Origin of the sequence: Streptomyces sp. NPDC005533, assembly GCF_042871845.1 — a bacterium.
Taxonomy (GTDB): Bacteria; Actinomycetota; Actinomycetes; order Streptomycetales; family Streptomycetaceae; genus Streptomyces.
In genome coordinates this window covers 1-15689 of sequence record NZ_JBIAJH010000008.1, presented here as the reverse complement: position 1 = coordinate 15689, position 15689 = coordinate 1, and the positions used below count along the sequence as shown (strand labels likewise).

Genomic DNA, 15689 nt, shown 5'->3' with positions numbered 1-15689 from the left:
GACATGACTGCGCTCTCCCTCTCCGCCGACGACGCCCGCCGGATCGCCCTGCGCGCACAGGGCTTCCTCGGTGCGCCCGACCGCCGCGGAGGCGTGCGCGGGGTCCTGCGCCACCTGGGCGCCGTACAGCTGGACACGATCTCCGTACTGGCCCGCTCGCACGAGCTGATCCCGTACGCACGGCTCGGCGCGGTCGGCCGTGACGCCGTGGAGCGGGCGTACTGGTCCGACCGTCACGCCTTCGAGTACTGGTCGCACGCGGCCTGCGTCCTGCCCATCGAGGAATGGCCGCATTTCGCCTTCCGCCGCCGGGCCCGCCGGGCGCGCGGCCACCGGTGGCACGTCCTCCGGGACAAGGAGCGCTCGACGCGGGCGGTCCTGGACCGGCTGACGGCCGACGGCCCGCTGACCTCCACCGAACTGGGCGGGGCGAAGAACGGCGGCGAATGGTTCGAGTGGTCCGAGACCAAGATCGCGGTGGAGTGGCTCCTCGACACCGGTGAGGTGGTGTGCAGCGAACGCCGCGGCTGGAAGCGGGTCTACGACCTGCCCGAGCGGGCCGTTCCGGACGCGCTCCTCCACGACGACCTGGACGACCGCGAGTGCCTGCGCCGCCTGGTCGCCCTCGCCGGCCGGTCCCTGGGCGTCGGCACGCGCGCCGACATCGCGGACTACCACCGCCTCAAGGGGGAACAGGTCGACGCGGTGATCGCCGACTCCGGGCTCGTCCCGGTCGAGGTCGAGGGCTGGGCCAAGCCCGCCTGGGCGGATCCCGCCGCCCTCGCGACGGCCCCCCGGGGCCGCCACCGCACGACGCTGCTGTCGCCCTTCGACTCCCTGGTCTGGGACCGCCCCCGCACGGAGCGGATCTTCGGCTTCACCCACCGCCTGGAGGCGTACGTCCCCAAGCCCAAGCGGATTCACGGGTACTTCGCGATGCCGCTGCTGGCGGGCGGCCGGCTCCAGGGCCGCGTGGACCCGGCCCGCGAGGGCCGCACGCTGGTCGCCCGGCAGCTCTCGCTGACCTCCCCGAAGGCGGCCGGCCCGATGGCGCTGGCCCTGCGGGAGGCGGCGGAGTGGGTCGGCTGCGAGGACGTACGGGTCGAGCGCGCGGGCTCGCCCGCGGAGGCGGCGGCCGTCACGGCGGAGCTCGCCGCGCTGTAGCGGGCCCTCGCGGGGCCGGGCTTCGGGCGGCCGGACGGTCGGTTGGCCGGGCTCTCGGTTGGTAGGGCGCTCGGTCGGGCGCCCGGCCTGCGCGGGTCAGCGGATTTCGAGGATCTTCTCGCGCATCGCGTAGACCACGGCCTCCATCCGGGAGTGCAGCTGCAGCTTCTCCAGGATGTTGCGGACGTGGTTCTTCACGGTGTTCTCGGAGATGAACAACTCCTTCGCGATGTCGCGGTTGTTCATGCCCGTGGCCACCAGCTTGAGGACCTCCAGCTCCCGGTCCGTGAGCCTCGGCGCCGGCACGAGCCGGCGCTCGTCGGTGCGCTGGATCATCGACTTGAACTCGGTGAGCAGCTTCGACGCCATCGACGGGCTGATCTGGGACTGGCCGTCGGCGACCGCGCGGATCGCCGTGGCCACCTCGTCCGTCGAGATCTCCTTGAGGAGGTACCCGGTCGCGCCCGCCTTGATCGCGTCGTAGAGGTCCGCCTCCTCGTCGCTGATCGTCAGCATGATGATCTTCGCGGAGGGGGCCACCTCCTTGATCGAGGTGCACGCCTCGATCCCGCCGCGCCGGGGCATCCGCACGTCCATCAGGACGATGTCCGGCAGCAGGTCGGCCGCCTTGTCCACCGCCTCCGCGCCGTCCCCGGCCTCACCGACGACCTGGATGTCCTCCTCCTGCGCGAGGACGATCTCCAGCCCCCGCCGGAAGAGCGCGTGGTCGTCGACCACGAGCACCCGGATCGGTTCACCGGCCGGCGCGGCGCCGGACTCCGCCGGCCGGTCCGCGCCACGGCAGCCCGCGCCGTCGTCACCGCGCACCGGCCCGAAGCTGTCCGCCATCGTTCCTCCCCCTGCATGTGCTGAGCTGCTGGGCCAACCGGACACACACCGCAGCCGGTTGACTGCCCGCCATGATTCCATGCCCGCGCCACGGCGCGGGGGGTCGTCCAGGACCCGCCTGGCGCAATACCCGTCATGCAGGTGCCCCCGCGCGGACGCCGGAGCGTCCCCGCGGGGGCAACGAATGGTTCGGTTCAGCCGCCGAGCGCGCCGCCGGCGCCGCCTCGCGGCTCCTCCGAGCTGGAGGCACCGTCGGGGTTCACGTGGATGACGCCGTAGTCGTACGCGTGACGCCGGTAGACCACGCTGGGCAGCTTCGTCTCGGAGTCGACGAACAGATAGAAGTCGTGGCCGACCAGTTCCATCTCGTACAGAGCCTGGTCGAGCGACATGGGTGCGGCCGAGTGCGTCTTCTCGCGGACGATGAGCGGGCCTTCGCCCTGCACCTCGATGGATCCGATCCGGGTGATCGGAACCCCGTCCGTCTTCTCCTCGGTGACCACCTGGCCACTGCCGTTGAGCGACGCGACGCCCGGCACGACGTCGGCGACCTCCGCGGCCGAGAGCCGGCCGCTGCCACGGCGGGTGTAGCGCTTGTCGTGCTGCTTGCGCAGCCGGGCCTCCAGCTTGTCCTGAGCGAGGTCGAGCGCCGCGTACGGGTCGGCGGCGGCGGCCTCGGCCCGGATCACCGGGCCCCGCGAATGCAGGGTGATCTCCACGCGGTCGGAACGGTCGGCCTGCCGCGGGTTGTGCTCCTTGGACACCTCGACGTCCAAGCTGATCACCTTGGCGTCGAGCTTCTGGATCCGCTCCGGATTCAGCTTCTCGGCCACGTGCTTGCGGAACCGCTCGGGCACTTCGGTCTTGCGGCCCTTGACGACGATGTCCACGCAGAACTCCGTTCCCGGATAGCTCCGCCCGACGGGGCGAAGCGTCTCCCTTTCGCACCAGACTCCGGTGAAGGCCGGAGCCTCGGACTTGGCGACTTTCACCTCCTCCTCCCCCATCGGCAAGATCGACACCCCACCGACTTCGGAGTCGAGAGACAGCCTCCTGAGTTCCTTACAACCGAACATATCCCTCTATGACGGTTGTCGGCACCCGCTACCGGAATGTACTTCCAGTCAAGTGGCTGTTCCCTCTTACTACCTGCAACGATGGGCCTTCCCCGCCAGTTCCAAATCTATTCACGAGATTTTCGATCTGTACGCGTGGCGGGCCGCCGGGGCACCGCCCCGGGAAGCCGCCCGAAGGAGTCCGCGGGCGCGGCGACCACCGCCGCCCTCAGCGCGTCCCCGGGGCCCGGGGTCAGCCCGGCCGCGCGCACCGCCCGGGCCGCCTCCGCCAGCGTCGCCCCGGTGGTGATCAGGTCGTCCACGAGCACGATCTCGGCCCCGGCCGTCAGCCGCACCCCGTCCCGGCCCACCGCCAGCGCCCCCGCGAGGTTCTCCCGGCGCTGCCGGGCCCCGAGCCCCGCCTGGTCCGCCACCGCCCGCCGCAGCCGCAGTACGGGCGCCACGCGCGCCGGAACACCGGCCCGTCGCAGCCGCCCTGCGGCCGCCAGGGCGATCCGGCGCGCCGGATCGTGGCCGCGCGCCCGGACCTGCCGGCGCGCCGACGGCACCGGCACCAGGGCCACTTCCGCCGGAGCCGGGCCCGCGCGGACCGGGCCGCCCGCGAGGACGGCTGCCGCCAGGGCCTCGCCGAGCACCCCGGCCAACGGAAGCGCCCCGCGCTCCTTGTGGGCCAGCAGGAGGGCCCGTACGCCCCCGTCGTAGACGGCGGCGGCCTGCACCACCGGCAGGCCCCCGGGGCGCGGAGAAGGCCGCACCGGCCCCGCACCGGCCCCGCTGAGCGCCTGCCGGCAGCCCGCGCACACCAGCACCCGGACCGCTCCGCAGCCGGCGCAGTCGACCGGCAGGACCAGCCCGGCCAGCTCCTGCCACCACCCGCGCACCCCTCCACAGTGACGGACCCCGCCGGAGCCCGCCACCCCTGTGGACGCGGTCGCGGCCGAGCCCGCGTCGCCCCGTAGCCGCAGCTCAGCCCGGGTACACCGGAGCCCGGCCGCCCGCCGCCACCGTGCGCCACTGCGCACCCGGAGGCAGGTACACGATCCCGTCCTCGGAGTACGCCACCACCGGCTTCGGCTTCGACTCGTCCTCCGAGGCGGCGGCCGCGACCGCGGACAGCCCGGCCGCCCCCGGCAGGCTCGCCGCGACCATCGAGCCGTCCGCCAGCATGTAGCGGGCCTGCTGCACGCCGCCGCTCTCCCGGCCCACCACGAGCAGCCGCCCGTGCGGCGCCCAGCTCATCGTCGTCACGTCCGCCATCTGCGGGGCGGCCGGGCGCAGCTCGCGCACCGACACCGCCGAGGAGTCGCCGTTGGCGTCGGGCCGTTCGATCCGCCCCACGTACAGGTTCTTGCGGCTGCCCTTCTCCACGAGGAGCGCGATCCGCACCCCGTCGGAGGAGGCCTTCAGCGAGGCGATCCGCGCGCCGTCCAGCCCGGCCACCTGCACCTTCTCGGGGGTCCCGGCCCCGCCCGGCACCCGCCACAGCCCCGGGTGCTGCGCATCGCCGTCCGCGACCCACAGGTCGCCGGCCGCGTCCCAGCTGGGCGCCGTCAGCGTGCTGCCCTTGCCGACCGGCAGCGGCTGCGGCATGGGACCGCCGCCCACCAGGGGCACCACGTACAGCCCGTGCCCGTCCTCGGAGACCACGGCCGCCCGCCGCTCGTCGTAGGTCACGGCCGCCGAGCCGACCTTGAAGGCCGGCAGCGTGGTCAGCGGCCCCGGCACCACCTCGGCCCGCTGCTGTTCCTCGCTGGTCACGTCCAGCTTCATCCGGACCAGCCGCTTCTCGTTGTCGACGAAGTACTGGTAGTCGGGAATCCGGGGCCGGTTGGCGATCGCGGCCGCGCTCAGCTCGGTCACCGAGCACAGCGAGGACGACTTGTCGTCGGAACGCAGGATCTCGACCTGGTCGAGCCGGGAGCCCGTCAGGTCCTTGACCGTGTAGAGGAGTTGGGTGGCCATCTTCTTGCACTGCGGCTGGGCGACGTTGGCGGCCTTGTCGTTGAGCGGCACCCGCAGCGTGTTCTGGCCGTCGTACGAAAGGGACTTGGTGCCCTCCCGCAGTTCCGTGCCGGTGGGGAAGCTGGACTCGACGACGGGGCCGAGCCACCGGGACGGCCCGGCGAGCAGCGACTGCACCGTCTGCGTCGTCGGGTCCATCCGCGAATCCGGGTCGGTGCGCTGGCGCACGTACACCGGGTCCGCGACGAGCGTGCCGCCCGCGAAGTAGTACTTGTTGACCGGCATGTAGATGCGCTGGAAGTCCGACTCGCTGAGCACGAGGCCGTTGGGCGGCGACGAGATCCGCCACTGCTTGTCCTCGTCCTGGACGAGCTGGAGGTACTCCTCGTACTTCTCGCCGCCGGTCTGCGGCTGGTACGCGCTGCGCTCGTCGACGGTCGCGAGCTTCGTGCCGGTCACCTTCCAGCGGGGCCCGTCCGGGTCCTTCTCGCCACGGATCGAGACCCGGTCCAGGCCGGAGGAGAGCACGGTGACGGCGGAGCCGGGCCGCCAGCTCTTCGCGGCCTCCTCGGTGAGGTACTTGCGGGCGGTCTCCAGCTGCGGGTCGTCGCTGGTCATCGCCTCCAGGAAGCCGTCGACGATGTCGGCCGCGCTCGCCTTGTCGGCGGGCGGTACGCCGAACACGCGGACCTGCGAGTCGACGCCCTGCGAGGCCTGCACCGGGCGGATCTCGCCGTGGTCGGGCATCGAGGCGCAGCCGGCGAGCAGCAGCCCGGCCGCGCCGAAGGCGTACGCCCGCAGGGTGCGCAGCCGCCGGCCCCGTACCCGCGCGCCGCCCCCGGGCCGCGCGTCGTCGGGCTCAGCGTCCATCGGCTCGATCCTCCTGTTGTGCCTGCTCGGCCGGGCGGGCCACCACCCGGGCCCCGTTCCCCGGCAGGGCCGTCGGGTCGGCGGGCACCGGCGCGGTGACCGGCGACCGCGGCGGTATCGGCGAGCGGTCGCCGGGGTCCGCGGCCGGACGGTCCGCCGTCCGGCCCGCGGCCTCGGCGGCGGCCCTGGCCCGGTTCGCCCGGGAATCCTCGGGTTCCAGCGGGATGGGAGAGCCCCGCAGCGGCTCGTCGGCGGTGCGCGGCAGGGTCAGCCGGAACTGCGAGCCGCCGCCGGGCTCGCCCCAGGCCTGGAGCCAGCCGCCGTGCAGCCGGGCGTCCTCGACGGCGATGGACAGGCCGAGGCCGGTCCCGCCGGTCGTACGCGCCCGCGCCGGGTCGGCCCGCCAGAAGCGGTTGAAGACGCGGGTGGCCTCACCGGGCTTCAGCCCGACGCCGTAGTCCCGTACGGCGACGGCGACGGCCCCGCCCGCGGACGCCAGCCGGACCACCACGTCGCGGCCCTCGCCGTGCTCCACGGCGTTGACGACGAGGTTGCGCAGCACCCGCTCCACGCGCCGCGAGTCGGCCTCGGCGATGACCGGCTGGGTGTCGCCGAGGACGCGGATCCGCGTCCCCTTGTGCTCGGCGAGCGGCTCGGCCCCGTCGATGACACGGCGTACGACCTCCCGCAGGTCGATCGGCTCGGCCTCCAGGGCCGCGGCCCCCGCGTCGAAGCGGCTGATCTCCAGCAGGTCGGCGAGGAGCGACTCGAAGCGGTCGAGCTGACCGGCGAGCAGCTCGGCCGAGCGCGCGGTGATCGGGTCGAAGTCGACCCGGGCGTCGTGGATGACGTCGGCCGCCATCCGGACCGTCGTCAGCGGCGTGCGCAGCTCGTGCGAGACGTCCGAGACGAACCGGCGCTGCATCCGCGACAGCTCCTCCAGCTGCTGGATCTTCAGCTGGAGGTTCTGCGCCATCTTGTTGAAGGCCTCGCCCAGGCGCGCGATGTCGTCCTCGCCGGTGACCTTCATCCGCTCCTGGAGCCGCCCGGCCGAGAGCCGCTCGGCGATCCCGGCGGCCATCCGCACGGGGGTCACCACCTGGCGTACGACGAGCCAGGCGATGCCGCACAACAGGACGACGACGAACAGGCCCGCGGTCACGATGGTGACCTTGATCAGGTTGAGGGACTCCTGCTCCTGCGTGAGCGGGAAGAGGTAGTACAGGTCGTACGGGTCCCCGTTGATGTCGGTGAGCCGCTTGCCCACGACCAGGGCCGGCTCGGGGGCCTTGTCCCCGGACCCCGCCGTGTAGCGGATCTCCGAGAAGGTCTTGAAGGCGCCGGTGGCGTGGTTGACGGCCCGGCGCAGCTTGACGGGCACGCTGGCGGTCGGATCGACGTTGCCCGAGGCACGGGCGCCCTTGACGCCCTGCGTCCCGGGCAGGGTCTGCTCCCCGGTGCCGGCGCCGAGCGCGACGACCTCGAAGGCGGTCTGACCGCCACTGGCCAACTGCTTGACCAGGGAGTTCATCCAGGTGCTGGCGTCCCGGCCGACCTTGTTGTCGGTGGCGTCGGGCCCGTCCACGGTCGCGGGGGCGTTGGCCTTCTCCTGCGCGACCGCGAACCCGCCCGCCGCCTGGCTCTGCGCCGCCTGCTCCTTGGCCTCGAGCAGCCCCCTGCTGACCTGGGCGATCACGACGACGCCCAGGGCGAGGACCACCGCCAGCGAGATCAGCAGGGTGGCGGCGACCACCCGGAGCTGGATGTTGCGGCGCCACAGCCGGACGGCCGGAACCAGCGGCCGGCGTACGAGGCGCACGCACAGCCGCAGCACGGGGCTGCCGGGCGCTCCGTCCTGGAACGGCCGGCCGGCCCAGAGGCTGCGCCAGCGGGAGCCGCCGCGGCCGCTGCCGGACGCGGCGGAGGTGCCGGACTGCACCTCAGCTGGGTCCGGCCTTGTAGCCGACACCGCGCACCGTCACGACGATCTCGGGGCGCTCCGGGTCCTTCTCCACCTTGGAGCGCAGGCGCTGCACGTGCACGTTGACCAGCCGGGTGTCCGCCGCGTGCCGGTAGCCCCAGACCTGCTCCAGCAGCACCTCGCGGGTGAACACCTGCCAGGGCTTGCGCGCGAGGGCGACCAGCAGGTCGAACTCGAGCGGGGTCAGGGCGATCGAGGCGCCGTCGCGCTTGACCGAGTGCCCGGCCACGTCGATGACCAGGTCACCGATGGCCAGCTGCTCGGGCGCGGGCTCCTCCGAGCGGCGCAGACGGGCCCGGATGCGGGCCACCAGCTCCTTCGGCTTGAACGGCTTGACGATGTAGTCGTCGGCCCCGGACTCCAGGCCCACGACGACGTCGACCGTGTCGCTCTTGGCGGTGAGCATGACGATCGGCACACCGGACTCGGCCCTGATCAGCCTGCACACCTCTATGCCGTCCCGTCCGGGCAGCATGAGGTCGAGCAGCACCAGGTCCGGCTTCGCCTCCCGGAAGGCAGCAAGTGCCTTGTCGCCGTCCGCTACGAACGACGGCTCAAAACCTTCTCCACGCAGCACAATGCCGAGCATCTCGGCCAGCGCGGTGTCGTCGTCGACGACAAGGACGCGTCCCTTCATGGTTGACATCATCCCATTAGCTAATCGTTACCCGGCGGTGAGCTGTCCCACAGCCAAAAGGGCTGGAAATCGCCCCTCCGACCTGCGTGGAGATCAGATCGACCAGTCTGCCCCGGATCCGGGCGACACTAGAAGGTAAGGGCTGCCGGAGTTCCGGGGGGACGGCCGGGGCACGGAGGCCGCCAAATCCCCTACTCCGTTCGGGCCCCCCACGTGGCACGATGGCAGCGACCAGCGCCCCCGCCGCAGCAGGTGCACCTGAAGGAGCGACGATGAACGACTCTCCGGGCTGGGCTACGCCCGGATCCTCTCCGTCCGACGGCGATCGGCCGGGAACCCCCGCCGACCAGCCCGGCACCGACGGCGGCGCACAGCAGCCCGACCGGCCCGCCGGCGACCCCAAGTGGTCCGCCGAGCAGCCGCCGCCCGGCCAGTGGTCGAGCCCGGGCACGCCCGAAACCCCGCCGACCCCGCCGCAGCCGGCCGCGGGAGGCTGGGGCCGGCCCCAGAACACCCCGTACGGAGGCCAGAACGCCCCCCAGTACGGCTACCCGGGCGGCCCCGGCCAATGGGGCAGCCCCCCGGCCGCCAAGCCCGGCGTGATCCCCCTGCGCCCCCTGGGCCTGGGCGAGATCCTCGACGGCGCGGTCGCCACCATGCGCACGCACTGGCGTTCGGTTCTGCCCATCACCCTGGTCGTGGCCACGGTCGTCCAGGTGATCGGCGTCTTCGTACAGAGGTACATGCTGAAGGACCTCGTCCTCGCGCCGAGCGAGGACGTCACCGCCGAGCAGGTGATCGACAGCCTCGGCAGCACCCTCGGGGCGTCGGCCGTGACCCAGTTCATCCAGGTCCTCGGCACCATCGTGGTCACCGCGATGCTCACCATGATCTTCAGCCGGGCGGTACTCGGCCAGCACTCCACGGTCTCCGCCGCCTGGCGCGACGCCCGCCCCCAGTTGCTGCGCCTGGCCGGGCTCACCCTGCTCCTGGCGCTCGGCGCCCTCGTGATGGGCGCCGTACTGGTCCTGCCCGGCATCCTCACCGACAGCATCGGCCTGGGCATCCTCGGCTTCGTCGTCTGGCTCCCCCTCCTCGTCTGGCTGGGGATCAAGTTCAGCCTGGCCTCGCCCGCGCTGATGCTGGAGAAGAGCACCGTCCTCAAGGCCTTCGCCCGCTCCTCGAAGCTGGTCAAGGGCGCCTGGTGGCGCGTCTTCGGCATCACGCTCCTGACCGGCTTCATCGGCTTCCTGCTCGCGGCGATGATCGTCACCCCGTTCCAGTGGGCCGGCCTCATCGCCTTCGGCGGCGGATTGGACGCCGTCACGGACGGCACCGGCCAGACCGCCTGGGGGACGCTGATCCTCTCCGCCATCGGCCTGATCATCGCGCAGACCATCGTGATGCCGTTCCAGTCCGGCGTCACCGTCCTCCTCTACGTCGACCAGCGCATCCGGCGCGAGGGCCTCGACCTGGAGCTCGCCCGGGCGGCCGGCGTCGAGAACTACGGGTGATGCTCGCGGACGTCCCACCGGTGACGACACCGCGCGAAGCCGCCCGTGAGGCGGCCGAGCGCGAGCTGTCCAAGCCGATGTACCACGAGAACGACCCGAGCCCGCTGGACCGCGCGATCCGCGCGTTCTTCGACTGGCTCGACGACCTGTTCGGCGCCGCCTCCGGGGCCACCCCCGGAGGCCCCGTCGGCCTGATCGCCGTCCTCCTCCTGGTCGCCCTTGCGGCCGTCGCGCTGTGGTGGCGCCTGGGCTCCCCCCGGCGCACCCCCACCTCCCCGGGCACCCTCTTCGACGACGGCGTCCGCAGCGCCGCCGACCACCGCAGGGCCGCCGACGCCCACGCCGCCGCCGGCCGGTGGACCGAAGCCGTCCAGGAACGCATGCGCGCCGTCGTCCGCTCCCTGGAGGAACGCACCCTCCTGGACCCCCGCCCGGGCCGCACCGCCGACGAGGCGGCCGCCGAAGCCGCCGTCTCCCTCCCGGCCCACGCCGAGGACCTGCGCGCCGCCGCCCGCGCCTTCGACGACGTCACCTACGGCGGCCGCACCGCCGACGCCGACACCTACGCCCGCCTCCGCACCCTCGACCTCACCCTCACCACCACGAAGCCCCTCCTGACGGGACCCACCCCATGACGCCCCCCGCAAGCTCGGACAAGAGCATGCCGTGGCACCCCCCACAGGACCCCACCCCCTCAGCCCCCCGAGGCGGCTCCGACAAGCCCGCAAGCCCACCGAACCAATCCCCCCACGAGTCGGACCCCTCCGACCCCCAGGGCGGTTTCGGTGGGGTCGGGTGTGTGTCGGGGCGCTCCCCGCAGGGCGCCGAACGCACTGCCGCCGAGCTCTCCGACCTCTCGTCACGTTCGGCGTCCGAGGAGACGTCCCGGCGCGCGCCCGGCCCCGCCGAAACCGCCCCCACGGGCAACCCCCCAGACGGCACGCCCGCGGCCACGACCGCAGCCACGACCGCGGCCACGACCACGGCAGTCCCCACTCACCCCACGCGTACCGCACCAGACGGCCCCACCACCCCCTCCCCCACCACCCCCTCCTCCGCCACCCCCGCCGGCAAGGCGACCCGCACCCACCAAGCCCGCCGCCTCCTCACCGCACTGGCCGTCCTCACCACCGGCGTCGTCATCCTGGCCGCCCTCAACTCCGGCACCCGCCACGGCTACCTCGACCCCCGTTCGGCCGACCCCCTCGGCAGCCGGGCCGTCGCCGAGCTCCTGAAGGCCCGCGGCGTGAGCACCCGCGTCGTGACGACCGCCGCCGAGGCCGCCGAGGCCACCGGCCCCCGCACCACGCTCCTGGTCACGGACCCCGACCGGCTCGGCAGCACCCAGCGCCGTACGATCCGCTCGGCCATCGACCTCTCCGGCGGCCGTACCGTCCTGCTCGCCCCCGGCAGCCACGGCCTCGCCGACCTCTCCCCCGGCGTCCGCTCCCAGGGCGACGCCACCACGGACGCCCCGGCCCCCGACTGCGCCCTGCCCGCCGCGACCTCCGCGGGTCGCGCGGCGACCGGCGGCGGCCTGCGCTACGCCACCACCCTCCCGGGCGCGATCGGCTGCTACCCCAGCGGCGGCCACCCCACCCTGCTCGCCCTCCCGGCAGGGACCGGCGGCGACACGGTCCTCCTCGGGTCCGAGACGATCCTCCTCAACGAGAGCCTCGCCGAGGAGGGCAACGCCTCCCTCGCACTCCAACTCCTCGGCTCCCGCCCGGACCTCGTCTGGTACATGCCGTCCCTCGCGGACTCCGACCCGGACGCGGACGAGGACAAGAGCCTCTTCGACCTGGTCCCCGCCGGCTGGTCCTGGGCGCTCCTCCAGCTGTTCCTGGCCGCCGTCCTCGCGGCCCTGTGGCGCGCCCGCCGGCTCGGCCCCCTCGTCACCGAGAGGCTGCCCGTCGTCATCCGCGCCTCCGAGGCCACCGAAGGCCGCGCCCGCCTCTACCGCAAGGCCGGTGCCCGCGACCGCGCCGCCACCGTGCTGCGCGCCGCCAGCCGCGAACGCCTCGCCGCCCTCACCGGCGTACCGCCCTCCCGGGCCCACGACCCCGCCACCCTCGCCCCGGCGGTCTCCGCCCGGCTCACGGACGGTACGCGGGACGGCTCGCGGGACGTCACCGCCCTCCTCTTCGGACCCACCCCCTCCGGCGACGCGGCACTCGTCGCGCTCGCCGACCACCTCGACGCCCTCGAAAGAGAGGTCCGTACGTCATGACGTACCCGGCCACCGAGTCCACGGCTGTGTCCGCGGACAGCGCCCGCGCTTCCCTCGAAGCGCTCCGCACCGAGATCGGCAAGGCCGTGGTCGGCCAGGACTCGGCCGTCACCGGTCTCGTCGTCGCGCTCCTGTGCCGCGGCCACGTCCTCCTCGAAGGCGTCCCGGGCGTAGCGAAGACCCTCCTCGTACGGGCCCTCGCCGCTTCCCTCGAACTCGACACCAAGCGCGTCCAGTTCACTCCCGACCTGATGCCGAGTGATGTCACCGGCTCACTCGTCTACGACGCCCGCACCGCCGAGTTCTCCTTCCAGAACGGCCCGGTCTTCACCAATCTCCTCCTCGCGGACGAGATCAACCGCACGCCCCCGAAGACCCAGTCGTCCCTCCTGGAGGCGATGGAGGAACGCCAGGTCACGGTTGACGGCACGCCCCGGGGGCTCCCCGAGCCCTTCCTCGTCGCCGCCACCATGAACCCGGTCGAGTACGAGGGCACGTACCCCCTGCCGGAAGCCCAACTGGACCGTTTCCTGCTCAAGCTGACGGTCCCGCTGCCCTCCCGCGAGGACGAGATCGGCGTCCTGACCCGTCACGCCGCCGGCTTCAACCCCCGCGACCTGCACGCCGCCGGTGTCCGCGCGGTCGCCGGCCCCGCCCACCTCGCAGCGGCCCGCGAGGCCGTCGCCAAGGTCGCCGTGTCCCCCGAGATCGCCGGCTACGTCGTCGACATCTGCCGCGCGACCCGCGAATCGCCCTCGCTCACCCTCGGTGTCTCCCCCCGCGGCGCGACCGCCCTGCTGGCCACCGCCCGCGCCTGGGCCTGGCTCACCGGCCGCGACTACGTCACCCCCGACGACGTCAAGGCCCTCGCCCTGCCGACCCTGCGCCACCGCGTCCAGCTGCGCCCGGAGGCCGAGATGGAGGGTGTCACCGCCGACGCCGTCATCACGGCGATCCTCTCCCACGTCCCCGTCCCCCGCTGATGGCCCTCACCGGACGCGCCGCCCTGCTGGCGGCCCTCGGCAGCATTCCGGTGGGCGTCCTCGAACCGAGCTGGACGGGGATGCTCGCGGTCAACGGCCCGATCGCCCTGGCCTGCGCGGTCGACTACGCCCTGGCGGCGCCGGTCCGCAGTCTCGTGCTGGCCCGCTCGGGAGACACTTCGGTCCGCCTCGGCGAACCGGCGGACGTCCACCTCACCGTCACCAACCCCGGCAGCCGTACGCTCCGCGCCCGCGTCCGCGACGCCTGGCCGCCGAGCAGCTGGCGGCCGGGCACGGAGGCCGCGGCCTCCCGTCACGAGGTGGTCGTCCCCGCGGGCGAGCGCCGCCGGCTGACGACCCGTCTGCTCCCCACCCGCCGCGGCGATCGCCACGCGGACCGCGTCACGATCCGGTCGTACGGGCCGCTGGGCCTGTGGGCCCGTCAGGGCTCCCACGCGTCCCCTTGGACGGTCCGGGTCCTGCCGCCCTTCACCAGCCGCAAGCACCTGCCCTCCCGGCTGGCCCGGCTGCGCGAACTGGACGGCCGTACCAGCGTCCTGACGCGCGGTGAGGGAACGGAGTTCGACAGCCTCCGCGACTACGTTCCCGGCGACGACACCCGCTCCATCGACTGGCGCGCCACCGCCCGCCGGCCGAAGGTGGCCGTCCGCACCTGGCGCCCCGAACGCGATCGGCACATCCTGATCTGTCTCGACACCGGCCGCACCTCGGCGGGCCGTGTCGGCGACGCCCCCCGCCTGGACTCGGCGATGGACGCGGCCCTGCTCCTCGCCGCCCTCGCCACCCGCGCCGGCGACCGCGTGGACCTGCTGGCCCACGACCGCCGCCCCCGCGCCCAGGTGCAGGGACGCGCGGCGGCCGACGTCCTCCCGTCCTTCGTCAACGCGATGGCGTCACTCGAACCCGAACTGGTCGAGACGGACGCCCGCACCCTGGTCTCCACCGTCCTGCGCAACGCCCCGCGGCGGTCCCTGGTCGTGCTCCTGACGAGCCTGGACGCGGCCCCGATCGAAGAGGGCCTGCTCCCGCTGCTCCCCCGGCTCACTCAGCGCCACACGGTCCTGCTGGCCTCGGTCGCCGACCCGCACGTGGCGGAGATGGCGAAGTCCCGCGGCAGCGTGGACGCGGTCTACGAGGCCGCGGCCGGCACCCAGGCCCAGGCCCAGCGCCGCCGCACCGCCGACCAGCTCTCCCGCCACGGCGTCCACGTGGTCGACGCCACCCCGGACACCCTCGCCCCGGCCCTGGCCGACGCCTACCTGTCCCTCAAGGCCGCCGGCCGCCTCTAGCGGGTGCCCTGCCCTGGCTACGCTGGCCGGGCACCCCCAGGAGGACCTCCACGGCCGACTTGCCTCAAAAGCTACCTCGCCGAATGGTAGGGGGCCGTAAACGCAAAAAGCCCCGTACCGGATACCCGGTACGGGGCTTTTCACAATGATTGTTCGGCGGCGTCCTACTCTCCCACAGGGTCCCCCCTGCAGTACCATCGGCGCTGAAAGGCTTAGCTTCCGGGTTCGGAATGTAACCGGGCGTTTCCCTAACGCTATGACCACCGAAACACTATGAAATTTGAACGCTGGCATGGACACAGCTGTTCGTTATTTCAGAACTAACACAGTGGACGCGAGCAACTGAGGACAAGCCCTCGGCCTATTAGTACCAGTCAGCTTCACCCGTTACCGGGCTTCCACATCTGGCCTATCAACCCAGTCGTCTACTGGGAGCCTTACCCTCTCAAGGAGGTGGGAATACTCATCTTGAAGCAGGCTTCCCGCTTAGATGCTTTCAGCGGTTATCCCTCCCGAACGTAGCCAACCAGCCATGCCCTTGGCAGGACAACTGGCACACCAGAGGTTCGTCCGTCCCGGTCCTCTCGTACTAGGGACAGCCCTTCTCAATATTCCTACGCGCACAGCGGATAGGGACCGAACTGTCTCACGACGTTCTAAACCCAGCTCGCGTACCGCTTTAATGGGCGAACAGCCCAACCCTTGGGACCGACTCCAGCCCCAGGATGCGACGAGCCGACATCGAGGTGCCAAACCATCCCGTCGATATGGACTCTTGGGGAAGATCAGCCTGTTATCCCCGGGGTACCTTTTATCCGTTGAGCGACGGCGCTTCCACAAGCCACCGCCGGATCACTAGTCCCGACTTTCGTCCCTGCTCGACCCGTCGGTCTCACAGTCAAGCTCCCTTGTGCACTTACACTCAACACCTGATTGCCAACCAGGCTGAGGGAACCTTTGGGCGCCTCCGTTACCCTTTGGGAGGCAACCGCCCCAGTTAAACTACCCATCAGACACTGTCCCTGATCCGGATCACGGACCGAGGTTAGACATCCAGCACGACCAGAGTGGTATTTCAACGATGACTCCACCATGACTGGCGTCACGGCTTCA

The 15689-nt window shown here is 72.5% G+C and carries 12 protein-coding genes and 2 rRNA genes; 6 read left to right on the top strand and 8 right to left on the bottom strand.

All coding sequences use genetic code 11. The features are described from left to right. Positions 1-3 precede the first annotated feature (3 nt). On the top strand, positions 4-1164 hold the full coding sequence (locus ACFYP3_RS10215) for a winged helix-turn-helix domain-containing protein (protein WP_388829725.1): 1161 nt from the start codon (positions 4-6) through the stop codon (positions 1162-1164). A 96-nt stretch (positions 1165-1260) separates the two neighbouring features. On the opposite strand, the gene ACFYP3_RS10210 is transcribed toward ACFYP3_RS10215, so the two are convergent. The 6 genes from ACFYP3_RS10210 to mtrA form a co-directional block, all read right to left on the bottom strand. Next, positions 1261-2013 carry a response regulator gene (locus ACFYP3_RS10210; RefSeq protein ID WP_388829722.1) on the bottom strand — a complete coding sequence of 251 codons (753 nt, stop codon included), beginning with the start codon at positions 2011-2013 and terminating at the stop codon, positions 1261-1263. Between the two features lie 194 nt (positions 2014-2207). Then, complete coding sequence (hpf, locus tag ACFYP3_RS10205) at positions 2208-2903, bottom strand: ribosome hibernation-promoting factor, HPF/YfiA family (RefSeq protein ID WP_388829719.1); 696 nt, start codon at positions 2901-2903, stop codon at positions 2208-2210. Positions 2904-3196: 293 nt separating this feature from the next. Next, complete coding sequence (locus tag ACFYP3_RS10200) at positions 3197-3970, bottom strand: ComF family protein (RefSeq protein ID WP_388829716.1); 774 nt, start codon at positions 3968-3970, stop codon at positions 3197-3199. A gap of 85 nt (positions 3971-4055) precedes the next feature. After that, entirely contained in the window at positions 4056-5921 is a 1866-nt protein-coding gene (locus ACFYP3_RS10195; RefSeq protein WP_388829713.1) for an LpqB family beta-propeller domain-containing protein, read from the bottom strand. Then, on the bottom strand, positions 5911-7860 hold the full coding sequence (gene mtrB, locus ACFYP3_RS10190) for an MtrAB system histidine kinase MtrB (protein ID WP_388829710.1): 1950 nt from the start codon (positions 7858-7860) through the stop codon (positions 5911-5913). The genes ACFYP3_RS10195 and mtrB overlap by 11 nt, the downstream gene beginning before the upstream one ends. 1 nt (position 7861) lies before the next feature. After that, positions 7862-8551, bottom strand: a complete 690-nt coding sequence (gene mtrA, locus ACFYP3_RS10185) for a two-component system response regulator MtrA (protein ID WP_189747360.1) — start codon at positions 8549-8551, stop codon at positions 7862-7864. A 260-nt stretch (positions 8552-8811) separates the two neighbouring features. On the opposite strand from mtrA, the gene ACFYP3_RS10180 reads away from it, so the two are divergent. The 5 genes from ACFYP3_RS10180 (at position 8812) to ACFYP3_RS10160 (ending at position 14576) form a co-directional block, all read left to right on the top strand. Continuing rightward, entirely contained in the window at positions 8812-10053 is a 1242-nt protein-coding gene (locus tag ACFYP3_RS10180) for a glycerophosphoryl diester phosphodiesterase membrane domain-containing protein (protein WP_388829706.1), read from the top strand. Continuing rightward, entirely contained in the window at positions 10053-10688 is a 636-nt protein-coding gene (locus ACFYP3_RS10175) for a DUF4129 domain-containing protein (protein ID WP_388829703.1), read from the top strand. Before ACFYP3_RS10180 ends, ACFYP3_RS10175 begins: the two co-directional genes overlap by 1 nt. 164 nt (positions 10689-10852) lie before the next feature. Further along, positions 10853-12283 carry a DUF4350 domain-containing protein gene (locus ACFYP3_RS10170; RefSeq protein ID WP_388829700.1) on the top strand — a complete coding sequence of 477 codons (1431 nt, stop codon included), beginning with the start codon at positions 10853-10855 and terminating at the stop codon, positions 12281-12283. After that, complete coding sequence (locus ACFYP3_RS10165; RefSeq protein WP_388829697.1) at positions 12280-13266, top strand: AAA family ATPase; 987 nt, start codon at positions 12280-12282, stop codon at positions 13264-13266. Before ACFYP3_RS10170 ends, ACFYP3_RS10165 begins: the two co-directional genes overlap by 4 nt. Then, positions 13266-14576, top strand: coding sequence for a DUF58 domain-containing protein (locus ACFYP3_RS10160; RefSeq protein WP_388829694.1), 1311 nt, complete (start codon positions 13266-13268; stop codon positions 14574-14576). Before ACFYP3_RS10165 ends, ACFYP3_RS10160 begins: the two co-directional genes overlap by 1 nt. A gap of 151 nt (positions 14577-14727) precedes the next feature. Here ACFYP3_RS10160 and rrf read toward each other — a convergent pair. Both rrf and ACFYP3_RS10150 read right to left on the bottom strand, forming a co-directional pair. Further along, positions 14728-14844 (bottom strand): 5S ribosomal RNA (gene rrf / locus ACFYP3_RS10155). A 76-nt stretch (positions 14845-14920) separates the two neighbouring features. Further along, positions 14921-15689: ribosomal RNA gene (locus ACFYP3_RS10150) — 23S ribosomal RNA — on the bottom strand; the annotation flags it as partial.

Coding starts and splice junctions, on each gene's coding strand:
- ACFYP3_RS10195 (WP_388829713.1), bottom strand. CDS start 5,921: ATGGACGCTGAGCCCGACGACGCGCGGCCCGGGGGCGGCGCGCGGGTA.
- ACFYP3_RS10210 (WP_388829722.1), bottom strand. CDS start 2,013: ATGGCGGACAGCTTCGGGCCGGTGCGCGGTGACGACGGCGCGGGCTGC.
- ACFYP3_RS10165 (WP_388829697.1), top strand. CDS start 12,280: ATGACGTACCCGGCCACCGAGTCCACGGCTGTGTCCGCGGACAGCGCC.
- ACFYP3_RS10160 (WP_388829694.1), top strand. CDS start 13,266: ATGGCCCTCACCGGACGCGCCGCCCTGCTGGCGGCCCTCGGCAGCATT.
- ACFYP3_RS10180 (WP_388829706.1), top strand. CDS start 8,812: ATGAACGACTCTCCGGGCTGGGCTACGCCCGGATCCTCTCCGTCCGAC.
- ACFYP3_RS10175 (WP_388829703.1), top strand. CDS start 10,053: ATGCTCGCGGACGTCCCACCGGTGACGACACCGCGCGAAGCCGCCCGT.
- mtrA (WP_189747360.1), bottom strand. CDS start 8,551: ATGATGTCAACCATGAAGGGACGCGTCCTTGTCGTCGACGACGACACC.
- ACFYP3_RS10215 (WP_388829725.1), top strand. CDS start 4: ATGACTGCGCTCTCCCTCTCCGCCGACGACGCCCGCCGGATCGCCCTG.